Annotated in this window: 21 protein-coding genes, 2 tRNA genes and 1 pseudogene; 21 read left to right on the plus strand and 3 right to left on the minus strand. The window is 60.3% G+C overall.

All coding sequences use genetic code 11. From position 1 onward, the window contains the following. The first annotated feature begins 70 nt into the window (after positions 1 to 70). From hppD to BUC40_RS09325, 6 genes are all read left to right on the plus strand, one after another. Positions 71 to 1,153, plus strand: coding sequence for a 4-hydroxyphenylpyruvate dioxygenase (hppD, locus tag BUC40_RS09300; protein WP_073264925.1), 1,083 nt, complete (start codon positions 71 to 73; stop codon positions 1,151 to 1,153). Between the two features lie 4 nt (positions 1,154 to 1,157). Beyond that, positions 1,158 to 2,297, plus strand: a complete 1,140-nt coding sequence (locus BUC40_RS09305) for a homogentisate 1,2-dioxygenase (protein WP_073264926.1) — start codon at positions 1,158 to 1,160, stop codon at positions 2,295 to 2,297. Then, on the plus strand, positions 2,297 to 3,283 hold the full coding sequence (locus BUC40_RS09310; protein ID WP_073264928.1) for a fumarylacetoacetate hydrolase family protein: 987 nt from the start codon (positions 2,297 to 2,299) through the stop codon (positions 3,281 to 3,283). The genes BUC40_RS09305 and BUC40_RS09310 overlap by 1 nt, the downstream gene beginning before the upstream one ends. A gap of 98 nt (positions 3,284 to 3,381) precedes the next feature. Further along, a complete protein-coding gene (maiA, locus tag BUC40_RS09315) occupies positions 3,382 to 4,032 on the plus strand; it encodes a maleylacetoacetate isomerase (protein WP_073264929.1) in 651 nt (216 codons plus the stop codon). 83 nt (positions 4,033 to 4,115) lie between these two features. After that, positions 4,116 to 5,504, plus strand: coding sequence for an amino acid permease (locus tag BUC40_RS09320; RefSeq protein WP_073264930.1), 1,389 nt, complete (start codon positions 4,116 to 4,118; stop codon positions 5,502 to 5,504). A 267-nt stretch (positions 5,505 to 5,771) separates the two neighbouring features. After that, on the plus strand, positions 5,772 to 7,727 hold the full coding sequence (locus tag BUC40_RS09325) for a methyl-accepting chemotaxis protein (RefSeq protein WP_073264931.1): 1,956 nt from the start codon (positions 5,772 to 5,774) through the stop codon (positions 7,725 to 7,727). 139 nt (positions 7,728 to 7,866) lie between these two features. On the opposite strand, the gene BUC40_RS09330 is transcribed toward BUC40_RS09325, so the two are convergent. After that, a complete protein-coding gene (locus BUC40_RS09330) occupies positions 7,867 to 8,994 on the minus strand; it encodes a metal-dependent hydrolase (protein ID WP_073264932.1) in 1,128 nt (375 codons plus the stop codon). A gap of 147 nt (positions 8,995 to 9,141) precedes the next feature. On the opposite strand from BUC40_RS09330, the gene arfB reads away from it, so the two are divergent. Further along, on the plus strand, positions 9,142 to 9,555 hold the full coding sequence (arfB, locus tag BUC40_RS09335; RefSeq protein ID WP_073264933.1) for an alternative ribosome rescue aminoacyl-tRNA hydrolase ArfB: 414 nt from the start codon (positions 9,142 to 9,144) through the stop codon (positions 9,553 to 9,555). Positions 9,556 to 9,847: 292 nt separating this feature from the next. Here arfB and dkgB read toward each other — a convergent pair whose 3' ends face one another. Then, positions 9,848 to 10,651, minus strand: coding sequence for a 2,5-didehydrogluconate reductase DkgB (gene dkgB, locus BUC40_RS09340; protein ID WP_073264934.1), 804 nt, complete (start codon positions 10,649 to 10,651; stop codon positions 9,848 to 9,850). A 153-nt stretch (positions 10,652 to 10,804) separates the two neighbouring features. Between dkgB and BUC40_RS09345 the strand changes: the two genes are divergently transcribed. The 13 genes from BUC40_RS09345 (at position 10,805) to BUC40_RS09405 (ending at position 21,460) form a co-directional block, all read left to right on the plus strand. After that, positions 10,805 to 11,698, plus strand: a complete 894-nt coding sequence (locus BUC40_RS09345; RefSeq protein WP_073264935.1) for a LysR substrate-binding domain-containing protein — start codon at positions 10,805 to 10,807, stop codon at positions 11,696 to 11,698. 161 nt (positions 11,699 to 11,859) lie between these two features. Beyond that, entirely contained in the window at positions 11,860 to 12,261 is a 402-nt protein-coding gene (locus BUC40_RS09350; RefSeq protein ID WP_073264936.1) for a PA2779 family protein, read from the plus strand. Between the two features lie 56 nt (positions 12,262 to 12,317). Then, positions 12,318 to 13,205: a PA2778 family cysteine peptidase gene (locus BUC40_RS09355; RefSeq protein ID WP_073264937.1), complete on the plus strand. Its 888-nt coding sequence runs from the start codon at positions 12,318 to 12,320 to the stop codon at positions 13,203 to 13,205. Between the two features lie 436 nt (positions 13,206 to 13,641). Beyond that, a tRNA-Val gene (locus BUC40_RS09360) sits at positions 13,642 to 13,718 on the plus strand. Positions 13,719 to 14,007: 289 nt separating this feature from the next. Next, the gene (gene thrS, locus BUC40_RS09365) at positions 14,008 to 15,930 is read left to right on the plus strand and encodes a threonine--tRNA ligase (RefSeq protein ID WP_073264945.1); all 1,923 of its coding nucleotides are present in this window, start codon (positions 14,008 to 14,010) and stop codon (positions 15,928 to 15,930) included. Further along, complete coding sequence (infC, locus tag BUC40_RS09370; RefSeq protein ID WP_177430911.1) at positions 15,930 to 16,481, plus strand: translation initiation factor IF-3; 552 nt, start codon at positions 15,930 to 15,932, stop codon at positions 16,479 to 16,481. Before thrS ends, infC begins: the two co-directional genes overlap by 1 nt. Before the next feature lie 58 nt (positions 16,482 to 16,539). After that, positions 16,540 to 16,734 carry a 50S ribosomal protein L35 gene (gene rpmI / locus BUC40_RS09375; protein WP_021701550.1) on the plus strand — a complete coding sequence of 65 codons (195 nt, stop codon included), beginning with the start codon at positions 16,540 to 16,542 and terminating at the stop codon, positions 16,732 to 16,734. 25 nt (positions 16,735 to 16,759) lie between these two features. Next, positions 16,760 to 17,116: a 50S ribosomal protein L20 gene (rplT, locus tag BUC40_RS09380; RefSeq protein WP_003461224.1), complete on the plus strand. Its 357-nt coding sequence runs from the start codon at positions 16,760 to 16,762 to the stop codon at positions 17,114 to 17,116. Positions 17,117 to 17,211: 95 nt separating this feature from the next. Then, positions 17,212 to 18,228: a phenylalanine--tRNA ligase subunit alpha gene (gene pheS, locus BUC40_RS09385; protein ID WP_070883499.1), complete on the plus strand. Its 1,017-nt coding sequence runs from the start codon at positions 17,212 to 17,214 to the stop codon at positions 18,226 to 18,228. 45 nt (positions 18,229 to 18,273) lie between these two features. Beyond that, complete coding sequence (pheT, locus tag BUC40_RS09390) at positions 18,274 to 20,649, plus strand: phenylalanine--tRNA ligase subunit beta (RefSeq protein WP_073264947.1); 2,376 nt, start codon at positions 18,274 to 18,276, stop codon at positions 20,647 to 20,649. A gap of 3 nt (positions 20,650 to 20,652) precedes the next feature. Next, a complete protein-coding gene (ihfA, locus tag BUC40_RS09395; RefSeq protein WP_013791841.1) occupies positions 20,653 to 20,955 on the plus strand; it encodes an integration host factor subunit alpha in 303 nt (100 codons plus the stop codon). Further along, on the plus strand, positions 20,936 to 21,292 hold the full coding sequence (locus BUC40_RS09400; protein WP_013791840.1) for a MerR family transcriptional regulator: 357 nt from the start codon (positions 20,936 to 20,938) through the stop codon (positions 21,290 to 21,292). The genes ihfA and BUC40_RS09400 overlap by 20 nt, the downstream gene beginning before the upstream one ends. Positions 21,293 to 21,383: 91 nt before the next feature. Then, positions 21,384 to 21,460, plus strand: a tRNA-Pro gene (locus BUC40_RS09405). 93 nt (positions 21,461 to 21,553) lie between these two features. Here BUC40_RS09405 and BUC40_RS09410 read toward each other — a convergent pair. Then, positions 21,554 to 21,703 (minus strand): annotated as a pseudogene (locus BUC40_RS09410) (tyrosine-type recombinase/integrase); the annotation flags it as partial. 456 nt (positions 21,704 to 22,159) lie between these two features. Between BUC40_RS09410 and BUC40_RS09415 the strand changes: the two are divergent. Next, on the plus strand, positions 22,160 to 23,464 hold the full coding sequence (locus BUC40_RS09415; RefSeq protein ID WP_279627130.1) for an MFS transporter: 1,305 nt from the start codon (positions 22,160 to 22,162) through the stop codon (positions 23,462 to 23,464). Positions 23,465 to 23,473: the final 9 nt, after the last annotated feature.

Here is a 23,473-nt window from a genome sequence, read left to right on the forward strand (position 1 = left end):
GCGGGCCGGCCTTGTCTGGCGGCATCGCCTCGATTGTCATGAAGCCATAACGACAACGAGGACAACCCCCATGAACGCCGTGTCCAGAATCGAACAGCACAATCCCATCGGCACCGACGGTTTCGAGTTCGTCGAATTCACTGCTCCCACGCCTGAAGGCATCGAGCAACTGCGTGAACTGTTCACAGCGATGGGGTTTACCGAAACCGCCAAGCACCGCAGTAAGCAGGTGTGGCTGTTCCAGCAGCACGACGTCAACTTCGTGCTCAACGGCAGCCCGACCGGGCACGTGCATGCCTTCGCCGAAAAACACGGGCCGAGCGCCTGCGCCATGGCGTTCCGCGTCAAGAATGCCGGCCAGGCTGCCGCCTACGTGAAAGAGCAGGGTGCCACGCTGGTGGGCAGCCACGCCAACTTCGGTGAGCTGAACATCCCTTGCGTCGAAGGCATTGGCGGCTCGCTCCTGTATCTGGTCGACCGCTACGGTGAGCACAGCATCTATGACGTGGACTTCGAGTTCATCGAAGGTCGCTCGGCGAACGACAATGCAGTCGGCTTGCAGTGCATCGATCACCTCACCCATAACGTGAAACGCGGGCAGATGGACGTCTGGTCCAGTTTCTACGAGCGCATCGCCGGTTTCCGCGAAATCCGCTATTTCGATATCGAGGGCAAGCTCACTGGTCTGGTCTCGCGGGCGATGACCGCGCCGTGTGGCAAGATCCGCATCCCGATCAACGAGTCGGCCGACGACAAGTCGCAGATCGAGGAATTCATCCGCGAGTACCACGGCGAGGGTATCCAGCACATCGCTCTGTCCACCGACGATATCTATGCCACCGTGCGCAAACTGCAGGCCAATGGCGTGGCCTTCATGAGCACGCCAGCGACCTATTACGAGAAGGTCGATCAGCGTGTGGCCGGGCATGGCGAGCCGCTGGACGTGCTGCGTGACCTGAACCTGCTGATCGATGGCGCGCCGGGCGATGACGGCATCCTGCTGCAGATTTTCACCAACACGGTGATCGGTCCGATCTTCTTCGAGATCATCCAGCGCAAGGGCAACCAGGGCTTTGGCGAAGGCAATTTCAAGGCCCTGTTCGAGTCCATCGAAGAAGACCAGCTGCGTCGCGGTGTGATCAGCGAGGAGTGAAGTCATGAGCCGCAAATGGATCAGCTTTCCCCTGCGTGAAGGCGAGCACTCGCGCCAGGCCCACTGCGACTTCCCCGCCGACACCTACGAGCGGGAAATGGGTCGCGAGGGCTTCTTCGGCCCGGTGACGCACCTGCACCACAAGCATCCGCCCACCGGCTGGATCGATTGGCAGGGGCCGCTGCGGCCCCATGCCTTCAACTTCAACCATATTCCCAGTAAACACGACTGCCCGTTCGAGGCGCCGCTGACCCTGCACAACGCCGACATTCGCCTGCGCGTATGGAAGACCGCCAGCGCCATGGGCCATCTGGTGCGCAACAGCGATGGCGACGAGCTGCTGTTCGTCCACGATGGCGCCGGGCACTTCTATTGCGACTTCGGGCACCTTGAATACCGGGATGGCGATTATCTGGTGATTCCCCGCGGCACTGCCTGGCGCATCGAACCGACCGCGCCCAGCCATTTCCTGCTGGTCGAGAACACCGACGGCGCCTACCAGCTGCCCGACAAGGGCCTGCTCGGCGGCCAGGCGATCTTCGATCCGGCGGTGCTCGATCACCCTCATATCGATGACGCCTTCAAGGCCCAGCAGGACGAAAATACCTGGCAGATCCGTATCAAGCGGCGTAACCAGATCAGCACTGTGACCTACCCCTACAACCCGCTCGATGCCGTGGGCTGGCACGGCGACAACACCGTGGTGCGCCTGAACTGGCGTGACATTCGCCCGTTGATGAGCCATCGCTACCACCTGCCGCCCTCGGTGCACACCACCTTCGTGGCGAATGGCTTCGTGGTCTGCACCTTCACGCCGCGGCCGGTGGAGTCCGACCCCGGCGCGCTCAAGGTACCGTTCTTCCATAACAACGATGACTACGACGAAGTGCTGTTCTACCACCGCGGCAACTTCTTCAGCCGTGACAACATCGAGGCTGGCATGGTCACCCTGCACCCCTGCGGGTTTCCCCATGGCCCGCATCCCAAAGCAATGAAGAAGGCGCAGACCGCCCCGGCCACCTTTGCCGAGGAAGTGGCGGTGATGATCGACACCCGCCGCGCTCTTGAGGTCAGCGAAGCGGCCGCCGCCGTGGACGTAGCTGAATACGTGAATTCCTGGCGCGCGCCAGGAGAGGAGTCCTGATGAAACTGGCATCGCTGAACAGGGGCCGTGATGGCGCACTGGTGGTGGTATCCCGCGACCTGACCCGCGCCGTGCGTGTGGCGCAGATCGCCCCCACGCTGCAGGCCGCGCTGGACGACTGGGCGAGCAAGCGCCCGCAGCTGGAAGCAGTTTACCAGCGCCTCAACGATGGGCTGGAGGCGCAAGCCTTCGATTTCGATCAAGGCGCCTGCCACAGCCCGCTGCCTCGTGCCTATCACTGGGCCGATGGCAGCGCCTACGTCAATCACGTGGAGTTGGTGCGCAAGGCGCGTGGCGCCGAAATGCCTGAGTCCTTTTGGCACGACCCGCTGATGTACCAGGGCGGCTCGGACACCTTCATCGCGCCCCATGCACCGATCCGCATGGGCGACGAAGCCTGGGGCATCGACCTGGAGGCCGAGCTGGCGGTGATCACCGACGACGTGCCCATGAGCGCCACGCCGGCCCAGGCCGCCGGGCATATCCAGCTGTTGATGCTGGTCAACGACGTGTCGCTGCGCAACCTGATTCCCGGCGAGCTGGGCAAGGGCTTCGGCTTCTACCAGAGCAAGCCGTCGTCGAGCTTCTCGCCAGTGGCGATCACCCCTGACGAACTGGGCGACAGCTGGCGCGACGGGCGTGTGCACCGGCCGCTGGTGTCGCATATCAACGGCGCGCTGTTCGGCCAGCCGGATGCCGGCACCGACATGACCTTCGACTTCCCGACCCTGATCGCCCACGCCGCCCGCACGCGGCCATTGGGCAGCGGTACCATCATCGGCTCGGGCACCGTGTCCAACTACGACCGCAGCGCCGGCTCCAGCTGTCTGGCCGAGAAGCGCATGCTCGAAGTGATCGAACACGGCGAGGCGAAGACGCCGTTTCTCAAGTTCGGTGATCGGGTGCGCATCGAGATGTTCGATACAGCCGGGGCGAGCATCTTCGGCGCCATCGATCAGGTAGTAGAGAGCTACGACGCTCATTGATCCGTGGGAGCGGCTTTAGCCGCGATGCTGTCGGCGCCTTCAAGACTGATCGCGGCTGAAGCCGCTCCTACGAAAGCCTGCTCCAAAAGGAGTCCGCAATGCTGACGCTCTATGGTTACTGGCGCTCCAGCGCCGCCTACCGGGTGCGCATCGCGCTCAATCTGAAAGGCCTGGCCTATCGGCAGGTGCCGGTGCATCTGGTGCGCGATGGCGGCGAGCAGCATAGCGAGGCTTATCAGGCGCTGAACCCGCAAGGGCTGGTGCCGCTGCTGGAGGATGAGGAAAATGGCGGTATACGCATTGCTCAATCGCTGGCGATCATCGAATACTTGGAGGAAATCTTCCCGGTACTAGCCATCCTGCCGGTCGATCCGGTCGAGCGCGCTCAGGTACGTGCCCTGTCGCTGCATATCGCCTGCGAGGTGCATCCGCTGAACAACCTGCGGGTGCTGCAATACCTCTCCCGTGAATTGGGTGTAGACGATACCGCGAAGAGCGACTGGTATCGCCACTGGGTGGCGGAAGGATTGAGTGCCGTCGAGGAGGGGCTGACAGCCTATGGAGATGGTTTTTCGCTGGGTAAACGCCCTGGCTATCTGGAAGCCTGTTTGATTCCACAGGTGTACAATGCGCGCCGTTTCGACTGTGACCTTGATGCGTATCCACGCATCCTCGCGCTGAGCGCACGTTGTGAGGCTCTTGATGCATTCCGGCACGCCGCACCGGATGCCCAGCCCGACGCGCAGTAGGCCGCCAGTAATCCATACCATTCCGCAAGGCCACGAGCCAGGCGGGTTCGATCCCGTCACGGTCGATCACCCACAGGTGACAGATGCCAAGCGAAATGCTCCAGACCGGCCCGCTCAAGCGCGGCCTGAAGAACCGCCACATTCAGTTGATCGCCCTGGGCGGTGCCATCGGTACCGGCCTCTTCCTGGGGTCCGCCGGGGTAATGGCCTCGGCCGGGCCGTCGATGATCCTCGGCTATGCGATCGGCGGTTTCATCGCCTTTCTGATCATGCGCCAGCTTGGCGAAATGATCGTCGAGGAGCCAGTAGCCGGCTCGTTCAGCCATTTCGCCCATAGTTACTGGGGGCCGTTCGCCGGCTTTCTATCCGGCTGGAACTACTGGGTGCTCTACGTCCTGGTGGGTATGGCCGAGCTCACGGCGGTAGGCAAGTACGTGCAGTATTGGTGGCCGGAGATCCCCACTTGGGCGACCGCTGCGGCGTTCTTCGTACTGATCAACGCCATCAACCTGACCAACGTGCGGGTGTTTGGCGAGGCTGAGTTCTGGTTCTCGATCATCAAGGTGGTAGCCATCGTCGGCATGATCCTGCTTGGCTGCTACCTGCTGTTCAGCGGCGCCGGAGGCGAGCAGGCATCGATCAGCAACCTGTGGAGCCACGGTGGCTTCTTCCCCAATGGTGTGAGCGGGCTGGTGATGATGATGGCCATCATCATGTTCTCCTTTGGCGGCCTGGAACTGGTGGGCATCACCGCCGCTGAGGCCGATCAGCCGAAGACCGTGATTCCCAAGGCGATCAATCAGGTGGTTTACCGCATCCTGATCTTCTACATCGGCGCGCTGACCGTGCTGCTGTCGCTGCACCCCTGGGATGATCTGGTGGCGACCCTGACCGCAGGCGGCGACTCCTACGGCAGCAGCCCCTTCGTGCAGATCTTCTCGCTGATCGGCAGCGACACCGCCGCGCACATTCTCAACTTCGTGGTGCTCACCGCTGCGCTGTCGGTGTACAACAGCGGCGTGTACTGCAACAGCCGCATGCTCTACGGCCTGGCCGAGCAGGGCAATGCACCCAAATCGCTGCTCAAGGTCGACAAGCGCGGCGTGCCGGTGCTGGCGATCTTCTTCTCGGCGCTGTTCACGCTGATCTGCGTAGTGGTCAACTATCTGGTGCCCAAGAGCGCGCTGGAGCTGCTGATGTCCCTGGTGGTCGCCGCGCTGGTGATCAACTGGGCAATGATCAGCCTGGCCCACATCAAGTTCCGCAAGGCCATGCAGGCCAAGGGCGTCGAGCCGTCATTCAAGGCCTTCTGGTTCCCGTTCGCCAACTACCTGTGTTTGGCGTTCGTGCTGTTCATCCTCGGCGTGATGCTGTTCATCCCTGGCATTCGTATGTCGGTATTCGCCATTCCGTTCTGGCTGCTGTTTATCTGGGGCTGTTACCAGATCCGCCAGCGCCGCCTGGCCAATTAACGGTCAGTATTCTCTCTCGCCCGCAGTGCAATGCTGCGGGCGGCCTGTGTGCCAAATTCCTGACCGTCGCGACAGTTATGTAACCGTTTGTCTCGGGCTCGGACGGTGCGCCAGTTTACGTCGGTATAGTGGCGACTTGATGGCGCCAGTGATCCGTTTTTCCTCTCAGGATTTTCCGCTTCCGGCCGATTAGGATCCTGAAGCCAGGGGCGCGCTCACGAGGCGCCTGTGTACTGCACTTTTACAACAATAAATGGAGCCGCTTGGATGTCGTATTCTGCCACTCGACTATTCGTCGACCTTTCCGTGGGCAAGAAACTTCTGGTCGGTTTTGGCCTGGTATTGCTGTTGACCGTCGCCGTGACCGCCGCCGGTTTTGTAGCCGTTAAAGCCGTGATGCAGGGCCATGCCCAGTCCGTGTCGCTGTCGAGCATCGATGCGCAGATACTGGGCGCCCGGCGTATGGAGCGCGACTATGCGATCAGCCACAGCGAAGCCGATGCACAGCGTATGCGCGAGCAACTCGCCAAGGTGCGCGCCGGCCTGACCGAGCAGATCGCCAGCGCTACGCCTGCCGAGCGTGAACGCCTGCAGGCCATGGACGCGGCCACCGCCGACTACCTGCAACAGTTCGATGCCAGCGTGCAGCAGCAGGTCCGCGCCAGCGAGGCGCGCAAGCAGATGGACGACGCGGCGCAGGAGGCGCGTAGCCAGTTCGAGATGATCGAGCTGGGCATGTACGACGCCGTACGCGAGCTGCGCCTGGCCGGCGATAAACTGCGCGGCAGTGATCCGCTGACCCTGGCCGAGACCGCTTCCAACCTCAGCAAGCGCATGCTCGAACTGCGCAGCCACGAAAGCCAGTTCATCATCGATGGTTCGCCATCTGCGCTGGAAGACTGGAATTTCGTCAGCTACGACCTGCAGTCCTCAGCCAATGGTCTGATGGTCTGGCTCAGCGATGACCAGAAACGCGCTATCGAAGCGGCGCTGGCAGCGCTCACCAGCTACCAGCAAGCCTTCACCAACTTTCAGCAGGTACACGAGCAGAGCCTGGCCAGTGATGCTGCCATGCTCAAGCAGGCCGATCAGGTATTGGCGCTGGCCGAGCAGGCCAAGAATATCGAAGAGCAAAGCATGAGCGATGGCAGCCGCAACGCCATCTTGCTGCTTGGCAGCATGGGCATCGCCGCGGTGCTGATCGGCCTGTTCGCCGCATTCACCATCAGCCGCTCCATCGTTGCGCCGCTACGTCAGACCGTCGAGTTCGCCCGGCGTATCGCTGGCGGCGACCTGAGCCAGGATCTGCCGCAGAATCGCCGCGACGAACTCGGCCAACTGCTCGAGGCCATGCAAGGCATGACCAGCAGCCTGCGTGACCTGGTTGTGCGGATTGGCAACGGCGTCGGGCAGATCGCCGCGGCTGCCGAGCAATTGTCGGCGATCACCGCCCAGACCAGCGCGGGCGTGCAAACCCAGAAAGTTGAAACCGAGCAGACTGCCGCCGCCATGCATCAGATGGCAGCCACCGTGCAGGAAGTGGCGCAGAACGCCGAGCAGGCCTCGCTGGCTGCCGCTGATGCCGACCGCGAAGCCCAGCAGGGCAACCAGGTGGTGCAGCAGGCCATCAGTCAGATCGGCAAGCTGGCCCAGGAGGTCGAGCACTCGGCCGAGGCCATGCAAGAGCTGAATCAGGAAAGCGGGCGGATCGGCAGCGTGCTGGAAGTGATTCGCGCCGTGGCCGAACAGACCAACCTGCTGGCACTCAACGCCGCTATCGAAGCTGCCCGCGCTGGTGACCAGGGCCGTGGTTTTGCGGTGGTCGCCGACGAAGTACGCGCCTTGGCGCGCCGCACCCATGATTCGACCCAGGAAATCGAGAACCTGATCGCCAACCTGCAGCGCCTGGCCGATGGCGCCGCAACGCAGATGGAAGGCAGTCGGGCATTGACCCAGCGTACCGTCGGTTTGGCTGGCGAGGCTGGTGATGCACTGGGCCGTATCACACAGGCGGTGAGCACCATCGAACAGATGAACCAACAGATTGCTGCTGCTGCAGAGCAGCAAAGCGCGGTGGCGGAAACCATCAGTGAAAGCGTCACCCGTGTTCGCGATATCGGCGAGCAGAGCGCCAGTGCCAGCCAGCAGACCGCGACTTCAAGCGCTGAACTGGCGCGCCTTGGCGTCGAGTTGCAGGGATTGGTGCGGCAGTTCAGAACCTAAGCTAGCGAGACTTGGGAGAGGCTTTCCCGAGTATCGCTTCGCTCAACCCGGGCTACGGTTTGGGTTTATTGGTAACCCGGGTTGAGCCTGCGATACCCGGGGAGATTACCCGTGTACCGCCGTGGTAGGTCGAACGCCATTACAGCGCCGGGTCGCCCTTGTCGTTCGCCGAACTAGCGGCTTTGCGGCCCGGTTCCAGGTCGCTATCGGACGTCCCACCACCTTGCAGATCACGACTCAACTCGCCTGCCCACAACGCCAACGGCACAGGCGTCGCGGGCTGCCAGATACGTTGCCAGAGCAGAGCAAGACGCGTCATGTCGCCACGCTCTGCCGGCCAGCGTTCGATGTAGGCCTGCACCTGCCAGGCGCCATTTTGCCAATGCGCGAAGTCGAAGCGGAACGGGTGAAAACCGGTCATCCCCAGGCGAATATCGGTGACCACCAGGTGATCGCCAATGCGGTCATAACGCAGCACGTCATTGGTGAACCACTTCAACCGCTGATAGGCGGACGAGCCTTCTAGTGCCTCACCCAGCGCCGTACCGCGTGGCATTCTTTCCAGCACTGGCGGTGCGCTGTCGAACCAGCCCACCAAGGCCTCGTGATAGTCCTCACCCTCGATCACCACCACGCGCGATAGCAGTGTATTGAATGGGGTCGGTGAACTGAAGATTGCCTCGGCTTGGATGCCTTGGCGTGCCAGCTCCTGCTCCACCCGATGCTCGGCCATGTACTTGCCGCCCAGCGTCGAGGCGAGATAGAGCGTGGAAAACGCCAGCGCCCAGGCGACCACCGGGTTGGCCTTGTCCTTCAGGCCCGCAATCAGCCCATAAATCACCGCGCCCAGCAGCGGCAGGCTGTAGATCGGGTCGATGATGAAGATGCTCGACCAGGCCGCCGGCGTCGGCGTAAACGGCCAGAACAGTTGCGTGCCGTAACTGGTAAAGGCATCGAGTAGCGGATGGGTGATCAATACCAGCCAGATCGCCAGAAACAGGCGCTGTGACGAGTAACCCGGGTTGGGTCGCCATTGGCGCATCAGCCAAGTCAGTAGTAGCGCGAAGCCGCTGAGCACGAACAGCGAATGGCTGAAGCCGCGGTGGTAGGTCATGGCGGCTACCGAGTCGCCGTAATCAATAATCACATCCAGATCCGGCAGCGTGCCCAAAACGGCGCCGTACAACAGCGCCTTACGGCCCTGCCAGCGCCCTAGCAGGGCGCCCTGAATGCTGGCGCCGAGTACGGCTTGGGTTATCGAATCCATGGGGCTATCTCGTGGCCATATGAGGTGCAGCCGTTTAACTTACTTGAGCGCCTCAAAGGGCGTAGAGGGAAATTTCAAGCAAAGGTTTCAGCCATGCTGGCGTCTACCATGGGCTATCCTGCACGCCCACCTGAAACAAGGCGCCCCATGCTGGTAATTTCCAACAGCATTCACCTGCCCGACGATGAGGTCGAGCTCACCGCGATCCGTGCCCAGGGCGCGGGCGGGCAGAACGTCAACAAGGTATCGAGCGCGATGCACCTGCGCTTCGACAGCCAGACGTCTTCACTGCCGCCGTTCTATAAAGAACGCCTGCTGGCCATGCGCGATAGCCGCATCACCGCCGATGGCGTGGTGATTATCAAGGCCCAGCAATACCGCACCCAGGAACAGAACCGCGCCGATGCCCTGGAGCGTCTGGCCGAGCTCATCCGTTCAGCCGGCAAGACGGAGAAAGCCCGCCGCCCGACCAAGCCGACCTTGGGCTCGAAAAAGCGTCGGCTGGAAGGCAAGAGCAAGCGCGGGGCGATCAAGGCGGGCAGGCGAAAGGTCGACTTCTAAGAATCTGCTCATAATCTTTAAGCCCAGATTCGCCGATTCTGGCAGCTAATTGGCGAAAGCGGCCGGCCGCCGCTTGTGGGAATGGGCCATGCCCGTGATTTTTCGCGGGCATGGCCCGCTCCCACAGTTCCCGTATCCCGTAGGGTGGACAACGCTCTTTTTGTCCACCATTGCGATTGCAGAGCGGTGGATGGTTGAAGCGTCATCCACCCTACAATTGGATGTCTGCTTTTGCCTTGGAGTTGCTGTCTCAGACGCATAAAGATCGTGAACAGGCTCTGAGTCGAGCAGCTCAATCCCACTGCGGGGCGAAGTCCGGATTGGCCAGGCGTTCGCCGCGCTCCAGTTTGGCGATGGCGGCCATCTCCTGATCGCTCAGAGTGAGATTCAGCGCGCCAAGGTTGCTCTCCAGATTGGCGCGTTTGGTCGACGAGGGGATTACCGCAAAGCCCTGCTGCAGTGCCCAGGCCAGCGCCACTTGCGCAGGATTGGCAGCATGCTTGGTGGCGATTTCCTGAATAACCGGATCGGTCATCACCTTGCCGTAGGCCAGCGGCATATACGCCGTCAGGTGAATGCCATGCTCGCGAGCAAATTCGACCACTTTGCGATTCTGCAGAAACGGGTGGATTTCCACCTGATGGGTGGCGATCTGTTCGGCACCGACCACCTCCATAGCCTGCTGCAAGTGCGCGTTGGTGAAGTTCGACACGCCCAGTTGCGCGGTCAGGCCAGCAGCCTTGGCTTCCAGCACGGCAGCCATGTATTCGGCCACCTGGATTTCATCCTTCGGCGACGGCCAGTGGATCAGGGTGAGGTCGACCTGTTCGAGACGCAGCTTGTGCAAGCTTTCTTTCAGGCTGGGAATCAGCTTGTCGGCGCCCAGGTTGTCGGTCCAGATCTTGGTGGTCACGAACAGCTCACTGCGCGGCACGCCACTTTCGGCGATGGCCCGGCCCACTTCGGATTCGTTGCCATAGATCTGCGCAGTATCAATATGCCGATAGCCGAGCTCCAGGCCGTTGCGTACCGAGTCGATGACTTGCTGATCCTTGAGGCGAAAGGTGCCGAGACCGAGGGTGGGAATCTGTGGCATGGGAGTCTCCTGTGAAATTGTTGGCGGTCTGTAGCTGACAGCGGTGCCCGGGCGTTGTTGCGCTGGATTGAGAGTCAGTATGTGCCGTGGACTTATGCGGAAAAACCGCGTCTCATGCAGAACATATTTGCGCTCAACTCACGAATGGCCGCCATGAAAACTACTCTCGATGAACTCCTTGCTTTCAGTACCGTGGTGGCCAGCGGCTCGATTAGCGCGGCTGCTCAGCAACTCGGGCAGACTGCCTCGGGCATCAGCCGCGCACTCAGCCGGCTGGAAGAAAAGCTCGATGTCACGCTGTTGCAGCGCACCACTCGGCGTCTGGAGCTGACGGAGGAGGGCGCTGCCTTTCTGGCTCAGGCGCGGCGCATTCTCGCCAGCGTCGAAGAGGCTGAGGAACAGATGCGGGTGCGCCGGCAAACCCCGGCGGGGCGACTGCGCGTAAACGCCGCGGCGCCGTTCGTGCTACATGCGGTGGTGCCGTTGATCAAGGGCTTTCGCGAGCGTTACCCGAACATCGAACTGGAGTTGCACAGCAGCGACCAGATCATTGACCTGATCGAGCAGCGCACCGACGTCGCCATTCGCATCGGCCCGCTGCGTGACTCGACCCTGCACGCGCGCTCACTGGGCAGCAGTCGCCGCCGCGTGCTGGCCAGCCCGGCCTACCTGGCTGCGCACGGCGTGCCGGATAGTGTTGAGGCGTTACACCAGCACAGTCTGCTCGGCTTCACCCAGCCGGAAAGTCTCAACCAGTGGCCGCTGCGCCACGAGCAGGGCGACAGCTTCACCATCGTGCCGAGCCTCAATGCCTCCAGCGGGGAGACGTTGCGGCAGTTGGCGCTGGAGGGCGTGGGCATCGTCTGCCTCTCGGACTTCATGACCCATCTGGACCTTAGCCGTGGCGACCTGGTAGAGATCCTCGCCGAGCACACTCTGGAAGTGCGTCAGCCTATCCACGCCGTGTACTACCGCAACACTGCGCTCACCTCGCGGATCACCTGTTTTCTCGATTACCTGAGCAGTGAATTGAGCACCATGGCTTAAGCTTTTGCGCGATGAAAAATGGCCTTAATGTTGGGGGTTCTCAGGTGGCTTCAGGCCTTGTATTCACTGGCCTGTAGGGTAGGGCGATTAGCTTGCGGATATAGGTGGAACTGGCCGTGTGCCACGTTGGTCTAGGATGATGGTTGATAAGGAGATACAAAATGACCAAATCCCCGTTCTTTCGTCGTCTGGCTGCCATGCTGGCAGTGTTCCATGTCCTGATGATTGCCCAGGTTCCACTCGCCAATGCCGCAATGATCGGCACGGGTGAAGTGCTGACCGAGCAACAACAGCAGGTCGACCGTCAGCAGTTGCTGTCCATGCTCGACGATCAGCAGGTCAAGGAAAAGCTGATCGCCATGGGCGTCGAGCGTGACCAGGTTGAAAACCGCATCAACAACCTGACCAGCGCCGAACTGTCGCAATTCAATGCACAGCTCTCTGAAGCTCCGGCTGGTGCCGGTGTGGTTGGCATCATCGTGTTGTTCTTGGTGATCTTCATCATCACCGATATGCTCTGCGCCACCGACATCTTCAGTTTTGTGAAATGCATAAATCGTTAAGACTGCTTTCCGTTTCACTTCTGATCGCTCTGCTCAGCGCATGCGCTGGTTCTCCCATGTTGTCACCGGAGACCCAGCGCCTGCCTGAACGGGTCGAACTCAGCAGCGTTCCCTTCTATCCGCAAACCGCCTATCAGTGTGGGCCGGCCGCTTTGGCGACCATGCTCAATCAGCGTGGCGTGCTGACGACACCAGGCTTCCTGCAGGATCAGGTCTACATTCCAGGCCGCGAAGGCAGCCTGCAGGTGGAAATGGTCGCCGCAGCGCGTGCCCATGATCTGCTCGTCTATCCACTCAAGCCCAAACTCGATGCCTTGCTGACCGAAGTGGCCGCAGGCAATCCCGTATTGGTGCTGCAGAACCTGGCATTCGATTGGTACCCGCAGTGGCACTTCGCAGTGCTGGTCGGCTATGACCAGCGCGAGAAGACGTTGACCCTGCGTTCCGGCACCACCAGCCGTTGGGTGACCAGTTTTGCAGCCTTCGACAAAACCTGGGCGCGCGGCAAGCGCTGGGCTGTCGTGACAATGCATCCGGAAGATCTGCCGGCGACCGCAGAACCGACTGTCTGGTTGAAAGCTGCGGCCGATCTTGAAGAAGTGGGTCGCAAGGATGTTGCTCAGTCCGCTTATCGCACCGCAACCAAGCGCTGGCCGGAGCAGGCAGTAGGTTGGTTCGCCCTGGCCAATAGCCGTTATGCGGGTGGCGATCTGCGCGGCGCCGAAGCAGCGTTTCGCGAGAGCGTCAGCCGCCAGGGGAATTTTGCGCCGGGCTGGTTCAACCTGTCCCAGGTGCTCGACGAGCGCGGCTGCAAGGCCGAAGCCGCCAGCGCCCGTCAGTGCGCCCAGCGTCTCGCGCCGGATGACAAGCGCTTTACCGTTATTGGTAAACAGGGTACTGCTACCGAGCAGTGTGCGTCCCCCGTTACCTGTCCGGTTCAGTAGCGATCTATGTTGGAAAAGAAGCGGCGCTCATCGAGCGCCGTTTTTGTTTGTGTAGCGAGAGAGTAGGGCGTGAGCCCGTACTGATCTGGAAATCACTACACGCTTGAGCAGGCTCCGTCCTTGCGAGTTTCGCGGGCATGGACTAGGCGTCCCCGCCCGCTCCCACAGTTAAGTAGTTGGTAGCTCGTAGGATGGGCGCAGCCCATCAATAACGCAGCCGAGATGCCAGGCTGACCCGCAGCGCATTCCACTCCCTACGCAATACACATCCTCTTAGCCTGGATTGAGCGAAGCGATACTCAGGGATCGCAGATCGGTCTGCACGAGGCAGCAAGGCAACTCCACCCATCAACCCAAAAAACTTAGTTTTTTTAGTCAGTTAGCGAAAAAAGATGTTGACTCTTTTTCGTGCCTCCGTAGAATGCGCACCCACAGCAGGCACATAGCTCAGTTGGTTAGAGCACCACCTTGACATGGTGGGGGTCGTTGGTTCGAATCCAATTGTGCCTACCAAATTTTTTAAATGGTCGCTTCGGCGGCCATTTTTTTTGGTCGCGATTTTTATTCCTGTCGTTGGTATGGCTCGTTTCTCCAGGAAACCCTGGAAATACCCGGCTCGCCTTGTCAGGCATGCGTGATTCTGAAAGTATCCACCGTTTAACATCCTCCAGTGACTGCGGTTCGTTCTCGGTTGGCCTCACGGCCCCTGCCTCTGTATGGCAGATACGCCACCGGATCGCTTACTGGCTCATCCCAACCCATGTGGCCTTTGGTAGAGGTCACCACTAGGAGAGGAGGCGCCATGCCCACCATTACTCTTCCCGATGGCAGTCAGCGTTCATTCGATCACCCGGTTTCCGTACTTGAGGTGGCGCAATCCATTGGTGCCGGCCTGGCCAAGGCCACCGTCGCCGGCAAGGTCGACGGCCGTCTGGTTGATGCCTGCGACCTGATCGAAAGCGATGCGACCCTGCAGATCATTACGCCCAAGGATCAGGAGGGTGTCGAGATCATCCGCCACTCCTGCGCCCACCTGATCGGTCATGCGGTCAAGCAGCTGTACCCGACTGCGCGCATGGTCATCGGCCCGGTCATCGATGATGGCTTCTATTACGACATCGCCTACGAGCGCCCCTTCACGCCGGATGACGTCACTGCCATCGAAGCGCGCATGAAGGAGCTGATCGACAAGGAATACGACGTCATCAAGAAGGTGACGCCGCGCGCCGAAGTCATCGACGTGTTCACCTCGCGCAGCGAAGACTACAAGCTGCGCCTCGTTGAGGATATGCCGGACGAGCAGGCCATGGGCCTGTACTACCACGAAGAATACGTGGACATGTGCCGCGGCCCGCACGTGCCCAACACCCGCTTTCTCAAGGCCTTCAAGCTGACCAAGCTGTCCGGCGCCTACTGGCGTGGCGATGCCAAGAACGAGCAGCTGCAGCGCGTGTACGGCACTGCCTGGGCGGACAAGAAGCAGTTGGCTGCCTACATCCAGCGCATCGAAGAAGCCGAAAAGCGTGACCATCGCAAGATTGGCAAGCAGCTTGACCTCTTCCATCTGCAAGAAGAAGCGCCAGGCATGGTGTTCTGGCACGCCAACGGCTGGACCGTCTACCAAGTGCTCGAACAGTACATGCGTCAGGTGCAGCGCGAGCACGGCTACTCGGAAATCAAGACCCCGCAGGTCGTCGACCGCATCCTTTGGGAGCGTTCCGGCCACTGGTCCAACTATGCCGAGAACATGTTCACCACCTCGTCGGAAAGCCGTGACTACGCGGTGAAGCCGATGAACTGCCCGTGCCACGTGCAGGTGTTCAACCAGGGTCTGAAGTCCTACCGCGACCTGCCGTTGCGTCTGGCCGAGTTTGGTGCCTGCCACCGTAACGAGCCGTCCGGCGCGCTGCACGGCATCATGCGCGTGCGGGGCTTCGTGCAGGATGATGCGCATATCTTCTGTACCGAAGAGCAGGTCAAGAAAGAAGCGGCTGACTTCATCAAGCTGACGCTGGATGTCTACAAGGATTTCGGCTTCAGCGATATCGCCATGAAGCTGTCGACTCGCCCCGCCAAACGTGTGGGTTCCGAAGAGCTGTGGGATCGCGCCGAGAGTGCGCTGGCCGACGCTCTGAACGAGTCGGGCCTGGAGTGGGAATACCAGCCGGGCGAGGGCGCCTTCTACGGTCCGAAGATCGAGTTCACCCTGCGCGATTGCCTCGGCCGTAACTGGCAGTGTGGCACCTTGCAGTACGACCCGAACCTGCCGGAGCGCCTGGACGCCAGCTACATTGCCGAAGATAACAGCCGTGTGCGCCCGGTCATGCTGCACCGCGCCATCCTCGGTTCGTTCGAGCGCTTCATCGGCATGTTAATCGAGCACTACGCTGGCGTGTTCCCTGCCTGGCTGTCGCCGACTCAGGCGGTGATCATGAATATCACTGACAAACAGGCCGATTTCGCCCTTGAAGTTGAAAAAATGTTGAGTCAGAGCGGGTTTCGTGCCAAGTCCGACTTGAGGAACGAGAAGATAGGCTTTAAAATCCGTGAGCATACTTTGCTCAAGGTTCCCTATCTGCTGGTCATCGGTGATCGGGAAGTCGAGACAAGAACTGTCGCTGTGCGCACTCGTGAGGGTGCCGATCTGGGCTCGATGCCCGTCGCTCAATTCACTGAATTGCTCGCGCAAGCGGTTTCCCGGCGTGGTCGCCAAGATTTGGAGTAATCATTATTAAGCGTGAAATGAGACAAGATAAACGAGCTGCACCGAAGGCTCCGATCAACGAGAATATCTCGGCACGCGAGGTTCGGTTAATTGGCGCTGAAGGCGAGCAGATTGGCATCGTCTCTATTGATGAAGCGCTTAGAATTGCCGAAGAAGCGAAGCTCGATCTGGTGGAAATTTCCGCAGACGCGCTTCCTCCGGTGTGCAGGATCATGGACTACGGCAAGCACCTCTTCGAGAAGAAGAAGCAAGCTGCCATTGCCAAGAAGAACCAGCACCAGCAGCAAATTAAAGAAATCAAGTTTCGTCCAGGGACGGAAGATGGGGATTACCAGGTAAAACTACGCAACCTGGTACGTTTCCTGATGGAAGGGGACAAGGCCAAGATCTCTCTGAGATTCCGTGGTCGTGAGATGGCCCACCAGGAGCTGGGGATGGAACTGCTGAAGCGGGTCGAAGCTGACCTTGCCGAACACGGTACCGTCGAACAGCATCCTAAGATGGAAGGACGCCAACTAATGATGGTCATCGCTCCCAAGCGCAAGAAATAACCTCCAGGGCACGGCAGGCCTTATGGTTATCTATATCAACTGAATGCGGAGTTCAAACATGCCAAAGATGAAGACCAAGAGCGGCGCTGCCAAGCGCTTTCTCAAAACAGCTGCGGGCTACAAGCACAAGCACGCTTTCAAAAGCCACATCCTGACCAAGATGTCTACCAAGCGTAAGCGTCAACTTCGCGGTAGCGAATTGATGCATCCGTCGGACAAGGCAAAAGTCGAGCGCATGCTGCGCGTTCGTTAATCGGTCAAGATAGAGGAAATTACTCATGGCTCGTGTTAAGCGTGGCGTTATTGCCCGTGCTCGTCACAAAAAAATTCTGAAACTGGCTAAAGGCTACTACGGCGCACGTTCGCGTGTATTCCGTGTTGCCAAGCAGGCTGTCATCAAGGCTGGTCAATATGCCTACCGTGACCGTCGTCAGAAAAAACGTCAGTTCCGCGCTCTGTGGATCGCTCGTATCAACGCTGGTGCTCGCGTCAACGGTCTGTCCTACAGCCGCCTGATCGCTGGCCTGAAAAAAGCGTCGATCGAAATCGACCGCAAGGTTCTGGCTGATCTGGCAGTGAACGAAAAAGCGGCGTTTGCTGCGATTGTCGAGAAAGCGAAAGCCGTACTGGCTTAAGTCCCCGACAATCACCGGGCTCGCCCGGTGCTAAACGTCACCAATAGGGGAAGAGCCTTCAAGCTCTTCCCCTATTTCGTATCTGGAGTCTGTAAATGGAAAATCTGGATGTGCTGGTCTCGCAAGCGCTTGAGGCCGTTAGCCACACCGACGATGTGAATGCCCTCGAGCAACTGCGGGTTCACTATCTGGGCAAGAAAGGCGAGCTGACCCAGGTCATGAAGACTCTGGGCAACCTGTCTGCTGAAGAACGCCCCAAGGCGGGCGCGCTGATCAACTCGGCCAAAGAGCGCGTGCAAGACGCCCTCAACAGCCGCAAAGAGATTCTTGAGTCGGCTGCGCTGAGTGCCAAGCTCGCGGCCGAACGTATCGATGTCACCCTGCCGGGCCGTGGCCAGGCATCCGGTGGTTTGCACCCGGTTACCCGTACCCTGGAGCGCGTAGAGCAGTTCTTTACCCGCATTGGTTACGGCATCGCCGAAGGCCCCGAAGTGGAGAACGACTACCACAACTTCGAGGCGCTCAACATTCCGGGCCACCACCCGGCGCGTGCCATGCACGACACCTTCTATTTCAACGCCAACATGCTGCTGCGCACCCACACCTCGCCGGTACAGGTTCGCACCATGGAGTCCCAGCAGCCGCCGATTCGTATCGTCTGTCCGGGCCGCGTGTACCGTTGCGATTCCGATATCACTCACTCGCCGATGTTCCACCAGGTCGAAGGCCTGCTGGTCGACGAGGGCGTGAGCTTCGCCGATCTCAAGGGCACCATCGAGGAATTCCTCCGGGTGTTCTTCGAGAAGCCCCTGGGCGTGCGTTTCCGGCCTTCGTTCTTCCCGTTCACCGAGCCGTCGGCCGAAGTCGACATGCAATGCGTGATGTGCAGCGGCAAAGGCTGCCGCGTGTGCAAGCAGACCGGCTGGCTGGAAGTGATGGGTTGCGGCATGGTGCACCCTAACGTGCTGCGCATGAGCGGCATCGACCCGGAAAAATACTCCGGTTTCGCCTTCGGCATGGGCGTCGAGCGCTTGGCCATGCTGCGCTACGGCGTCAACGATTTACGACTGTTCTTCGATAACGACCTGCGGTTTCTGGCGCAATTTCGCTAGCGCCCAGCAGTTTTGTAATCGAATTCGATCAGGAGAACAGACAGTATGAAATTCAGTGAACAGTGGCTGCGCAGCTGGGTAAGCCCTCAGGCGACCCGTGACGAACTGGTCGCGCGCCTGTCCATGGCCGGCCTGGAAGTCGACAGCGTCAGCCCGGTGGCCGGTGCTTTCAGCGGCGTGATCGTCGGTGAGGTGCTGAGCGCCGAACGGCACCCCGATGCCGACAAACTGCGCGTGTGCCAGGTCAGCAACGGCAGCGAAACCTTCCAGGTAGTGTGCGGCGCGCCAAACGTGCGCCCCGGCCTGAAGATCCCGTTCGCCACCATCGGCGCCGAACTGCCCGGCGACTTCAAGATCAAGAAGGCCAAACTGCGCGGCGTCGAGTCCAACGGCATGCTTTGCTCTGCCTCCGAGCTGCAGATCAGCGAAGACAACGACGGCCTGCTGGAGCTGCCGGCCGATGCGCCGGTTGGCCAGGACATTCGCGAGTACTTTCAACTCAACGACGTCAGCATCGAAGTCGACCTAACGCCCAACCGCGGTGACTGCCTGTCGCTGGCCGGTCTGGCCCGTGAAGTCGGCGCCTTGTACGACGCGCCGGTCACTCGCCCGCAAGTCGCTACAGTCGCGCCGGCTCACGACGAAGTACGCCCGGTCGAGGTGCTGGCCCCGCAAGCCTGTCCGCGTTATCTGGGCCGCGTGGTGCGCAACGTCGACCTGTCCAAACCGACCCCGCGCTGGATGGTCGAGCGCCTGCGCCGCGCCGACGTACGCAGCATCGATGCCGCCGTCGACATCACCAACTACGTGATGCTCGAACTCGGCCAGCCGATGCACGCCTTCGACCTCAACGTGATCCAGGGCGGCATCCGTGTACGCATGGCCGAAGAGGGCGAGAAGCTGGTGCTGCTCGACGGCCAGGAAGTGACCCTGCGTGCTGACACCCTGGTGATCGCCGACCACCAACGCGCCCTGGCCATCGCCGGCGTGATGGGCGGCGAGCACAGTGGCGTCAGTGACACCACCCGCGACCTGTTCCTGGAAAGCGCCTTCTTCGACACGATCGCCCTGGCTGGCAAGGCCCGTTCCTACGGCCTGCACACCGACTCCTCACACCGCTTCGAGCGTGGCGTTGACTCGCAGCTGGCCCGAGAAGCCATGGAGCGCGCCACCGCGCTGCTGCTGGAGACAGTTGGCGGCGAAGCCGGCCCGATCATCGAGGCGGTGGACGAGGCGCAGTTGCCGAACGTTGCGCTGATCAGCCTGCGTGCAGAGCGCGTCGAGCAGATGCTCGGCCTCAAGCTCGAAGATGAGGTGATCGTCAAACTGCTGAGCGGCCTGGGCCTGGGCGTAGAAGGTGGAGCAGGGCAGTGGCAGGTCAAGGTGCCGAGCCACCGCTTCGACATCACTCTGGAAGTCGACCTGATCGAAGAGCTGGCGCGCCTGTACGGCTACAACCGCCTGCCCGTGCGTTACCCGCAAGCGCGCCTGGCGCCGCAGACCAAAGCCGAGGCCATGGCCGACCTGCCGGTGCTGCGCCGTCTGCTGGTGGCCCGCGGTTATCAGGAAGCGATCACCTACAGCTTCATCGATCCCAAGTTGTTCGAGCTGTTCAGCCCAGGCGTGCAGCCGCTGACCCTGGCTAACCCGATCTCTGCTGACATGGCCGCCATGCGCGCCTCGCTGTGGCCGGGCCTGGTCAAGGCCGTAGAGCACAACCTCAACCGTCAACAGCCGCGCGTGCGCCTGTTCGAAAGCGGCCTGCGTTTCGTCGGTCAACTGGATGAGCTCAAGCAAGAGCCAATGCTCGCCGGCGTAATCACGGGTAGCCGCCTGCCGGAAAGCTGGGCCCATGGCCGTGACGGCGTGGACTTCTTCGATGCCAAAGCGGATGTCGAAGCGCTGCTGGCCGCTGCCGGCGATATCGGCAGCTTCAGTTTCGTACCGGGCGAGCACAGCGCTCTGCATCCGGGCCAGACCGCGCGCATCGAGCGGGAAGGGCGCCTGGCCGGCTACGTGGGTGCCATCCACCCGGAGCTGGCCAAGACCCTTGGTATTGATCAGCCGCTGTTCCTGTTCGAACTGCTGCTGAGCGAAATTACCGTGGGCCGCATGCCGGCATTCAAGGAGCTGTCGCGCTTCCCGGAAGTGCGTCGTGACCTGGCATTGCTGGTCGACCGTGACGTGCCGGCCCAGAACCTCTTGGCCGACATTCGCGAGCAAGCTGGTGAGTGGCTGACCGACCTCAGGTTGTTTGACGTTTATCAGGGTAAAGGCATTGATCCGCTTAGAAAAAGCCTGGCGGTCGGCTTGACCTGGCAGCATCCATCGCGCACTCTAAATGACGATGAGGTGAGTACAGCCACGCAAAACATCCTCACCTCCCTGGAACAAAGGTTCAACGCCACGTTAAGGAACTAGCGTATGGGGGCATTGACGAAAGCTGAGATGGCCGAACGTCTGTACGATGAGCTGGGCCTGAACAAGCGAGAAGCCAAAGAACTGGTGGAGCTCTTCTTCGAAGAAATCCGCCAGGCACTGGAACTCAATGAGCAGGTGAAGCTCTCAGGCTTCGGTAACTTCGATCTGCGCGATAAGCGTCAGCGCCCCGGTCGTAATCCAAAAACAGGGGAGGAAATCCCGATCACGGCCCGCCGTGTCGTGACCTTCCGCCCCGGCCAGAAGCTTAAAGCCAGAGTTGAAGCTTATGCTGGAACCAAGTCATAACGACGAACTGCCTGTCATACCCGGCAAGCGGTACTTCACCATCGGCGAGGTCAGTGAACTCTGTGCGGTCAAACCGCACGTGCTTCGTTACTGGGAGCAGGAGTTTCCACAGCTCAACCCGGTAAAGCGTCGCGGCAACCGTCGGTATTACCAGCGCCAGGATGTGCTGATGATCCGCCAGATCCGCGCCTTGCTGTACGACCAGGGCTTCACCATCGGTGGCGCACGCCTGCGCCTCACCGGCGAAGAAGCCAAGGACGACACCACCCAGTACAAGCAACTCATCAAGCAGATGATCGCCGAGCTGGAGGATGTACTCCACGTCCTGCGCAAATGATTTTCTGAAGAAAAAACCTTCCGTAATTCAGATGCTTAGTTTATAGTTCCTCCCGCTTTCGGCTAACGTCAAAGGCACTAGCAACACCCGTCGGGGCGTAGCGCAGCCCGGTAGCGCACTTGCATGGGGTGCAAGGGGTCGAGTGTTCGAATCACTCCGTCCCGACCAAAATACCCTAGAAAATCCAGTCACTTAGCGGTGACTGGATTTTTTTATGGGCGCTTCACACGTAGAAGCGTAGGGACTTTTGCGGGACTTTTTTCATCCAGCCATCCTCCTCAAAATTGTCAGGGCCGGCCCGCGCGAGTCGGTAGCCGAAATCCTGTTGGCTTCATCGATCAGTTTGCCCAACTCGGCGGCCGAGTAGTGACTGGTGATGCTGCCGTTCTTGTGGCCCAGCAGAGCCTTCCTGCGGCCTGTTCAAGCCATTTCTACTAACTGCTTGTAGTTGGCAACTGCTGTTGCAGTCATCTCCAGGGCGGCTTACTTAAAGCCACATTATCGGCGAGTGCCTGCGAGCCGGAGTGATGGCTTAAACCTTTTGAAGACCGCTAACTGATGCCTGGTTGATGAGGCAGGCCTGCCGCCATCCATGCCACTGACCTGTGACGAAAATTCAAAGCTGGTGTGATTTCCTGGCTATATCGGATGAATCTCTACCAGTCGTAGTCTCCCCCTATCGGTATGGAACGCTCTCCATTGTTCCGTTGCCGCCAGTACTCCGATGCTCGCCACTCACGATCATGCGGAACAATAAAAATAAAATTATCCGGAGATTTCCCTATGGGACTCGCGCAAGAAAAAGCCGGCGTCATTGCGTCAATAAAACGTGTTCCCAAGGGGGCAGGTACTGCCTCCTGGGGGGCGATGATTTTGCTATGGCTGGTGTATGCAATGGATGCAAACTCTCGCCAGATGTTCTTTATGGTGTTGCCTTCGATTACCAGCGAGTTCAAGACCAGTCCTGAGTTGACGGGTTTTTTAGCCGCCATTATCACGGTCGCCACGTCCCTGATCGCCGTGCCGTGCATGATCTGGGCGGACAAGGGCGGGCAGGGCTGGATGCGCAAGTATCGTCACCTGCCCATCGTTATTGCCTACACGCTGTTCACCTTCCTGACGGGCCTGAACATCCTCACCGCTTCGCTGGGCATGCTGGTGGCCTTGCAGATTATTTCCCACGCATTTGGCGGTGCCGGGGAGGCCATCGAGGTCACCTCGGTGTCCGAGTGGTGGTCCAAAGAGCGCCGTGGTTTTGCCCTGGGCCTGCACCACACCGGGTATCCGTGGGGCACGCTGATTGGCGGCCTGGCGATCAGTGCGCTGCTTAACGCTTACGGCCCGGAGAACTGGCGCCTGGCGTTTCTGCTGTTCCCGGTGCCGATGATCATCATCTTCTCGATCTACTGGTGGTTCTGCACCAAGAAGCGTTATGACGCCTTCGTCAACCATGTGCGTGAGACGGGCGAAACCCTGCCGGCGCTGAGCGCGGCGCAAGGCACGGTGGTGGCCCCCGAGGGCGCGTTCCGCTCCGCCATCCGCAACCCGAACATCAGCAACATTGCCCTGGTGTCGATGCTGGCCATCGTCGGTTATTTCGGCATCAGCTTCTGGTTGCCGCAGTACCTGGCGTTTGTCGCCCGCTACAACTTTGCCGAGGCCGCGGCGTATTCGGTGCTGTTTACCATTACCGGTGGTATTGGCCAAATCGCCTGGGGTTGGATCTCGGACCGGGTGGGCCGCAAGTTATGCCTGATCCTGGTATTCGCCTGGCTGGCCGTCGGCATCTACCTGTTCAAGTTCTCCTCGGTCAGCCTGACCTGGCTGATCTGCATCCAGTTGTTCGCCGGCTTTGCCATGAACGCGCCCTACACGCTGCTGTATGCGATTGCCTTTGACTCGGCCAAACCTGGCTCTTCGGGTATCGCCGGTTCGATCGTCAACGTGGGCATTTACGCCGGTGGCTTCGGCCCGCTGGTGATCGGCTTGTTTATCGGTGCCGGTGGCGGTTTCGACCAGGCGGCAGGCTACAACTACGCGCTGTATTTCATCTCCGGGCTGATGGTGACAGCCGCGTTGATCACCGCGTTCTTCACGCGGGAAACCACCGGCTGGTTCCTCAAGCATGACCGGGCCCTGGTCTCCAAAGCGTCCTGCAACATGGACAACTAAGGCCTTAGG

This window comes from Phytopseudomonas punonensis, assembly GCF_900142655.1.
In the GTDB taxonomy this organism is placed as follows: domain Bacteria; phylum Pseudomonadota; class Gammaproteobacteria; order Pseudomonadales; family Pseudomonadaceae; genus Aquipseudomonas; species Aquipseudomonas punonensis.

Excerpts from the sequence above, each read along its gene's own strand:
- thrS (WP_073264945.1), top strand. The coding sequence starts at position 14,008 with ATGCCCACCATTACTCTTCCCGATGGCAGTCAGCGTTCATTCGATCAC.
- rpmI (WP_021701550.1), top strand. The coding sequence starts at position 16,540 with ATGCCAAAGATGAAGACCAAGAGCGGCGCTGCCAAGCGCTTTCTCAAA.
- ihfA (WP_013791841.1), top strand. The coding sequence starts at position 20,653 with ATGGGGGCATTGACGAAAGCTGAGATGGCCGAACGTCTGTACGATGAG.
- maiA (WP_073264929.1), top strand. The coding sequence starts at position 3,382 with ATGCTGACGCTCTATGGTTACTGGCGCTCCAGCGCCGCCTACCGGGTG.
- BUC40_RS09400 (WP_013791840.1), top strand. The coding sequence starts at position 20,936 with ATGCTGGAACCAAGTCATAACGACGAACTGCCTGTCATACCCGGCAAG.
- BUC40_RS09355 (WP_073264937.1), top strand. The coding sequence starts at position 12,318 with ATGTTGTCACCGGAGACCCAGCGCCTGCCTGAACGGGTCGAACTCAGC.
- BUC40_RS09320 (WP_073264930.1), top strand. The coding sequence starts at position 4,116 with ATGCCAAGCGAAATGCTCCAGACCGGCCCGCTCAAGCGCGGCCTGAAG.
- dkgB (WP_073264934.1), bottom strand. The coding sequence starts at position 10,651 with ATGCCACAGATTCCCACCCTCGGTCTCGGCACCTTTCGCCTCAAGGAT.
- BUC40_RS09330 (WP_073264932.1), bottom strand. The coding sequence starts at position 8,994 with ATGGATTCGATAACCCAAGCCGTACTCGGCGCCAGCATTCAGGGCGCC.
- rplT (WP_003461224.1), top strand. The coding sequence starts at position 16,760 with ATGGCTCGTGTTAAGCGTGGCGTTATTGCCCGTGCTCGTCACAAAAAA.
- BUC40_RS09325 (WP_073264931.1), top strand. The coding sequence starts at position 5,772 with ATGTCGTATTCTGCCACTCGACTATTCGTCGACCTTTCCGTGGGCAAG.
- BUC40_RS09350 (WP_073264936.1), top strand. The coding sequence starts at position 11,860 with ATGACCAAATCCCCGTTCTTTCGTCGTCTGGCTGCCATGCTGGCAGTG.
- BUC40_RS09345 (WP_073264935.1), top strand. The coding sequence starts at position 10,805 with ATGAAAACTACTCTCGATGAACTCCTTGCTTTCAGTACCGTGGTGGCC.
- arfB (WP_073264933.1), top strand. The coding sequence starts at position 9,142 with ATGCTGGTAATTTCCAACAGCATTCACCTGCCCGACGATGAGGTCGAG.
- pheT (WP_073264947.1), top strand. The coding sequence starts at position 18,274 with ATGAAATTCAGTGAACAGTGGCTGCGCAGCTGGGTAAGCCCTCAGGCG.
- BUC40_RS09305 (WP_073264926.1), top strand. The coding sequence starts at position 1,158 with ATGAGCCGCAAATGGATCAGCTTTCCCCTGCGTGAAGGCGAGCACTCG.
- pheS (WP_070883499.1), top strand. The coding sequence starts at position 17,212 with ATGGAAAATCTGGATGTGCTGGTCTCGCAAGCGCTTGAGGCCGTTAGC.
- BUC40_RS09415 (WP_279627130.1), top strand. The coding sequence starts at position 22,160 with ATGATTTTGCTATGGCTGGTGTATGCAATGGATGCAAACTCTCGCCAG.
- hppD (WP_073264925.1), top strand. The coding sequence starts at position 71 with ATGAACGCCGTGTCCAGAATCGAACAGCACAATCCCATCGGCACCGAC.
- BUC40_RS09310 (WP_073264928.1), top strand. The coding sequence starts at position 2,297 with ATGAAACTGGCATCGCTGAACAGGGGCCGTGATGGCGCACTGGTGGTG.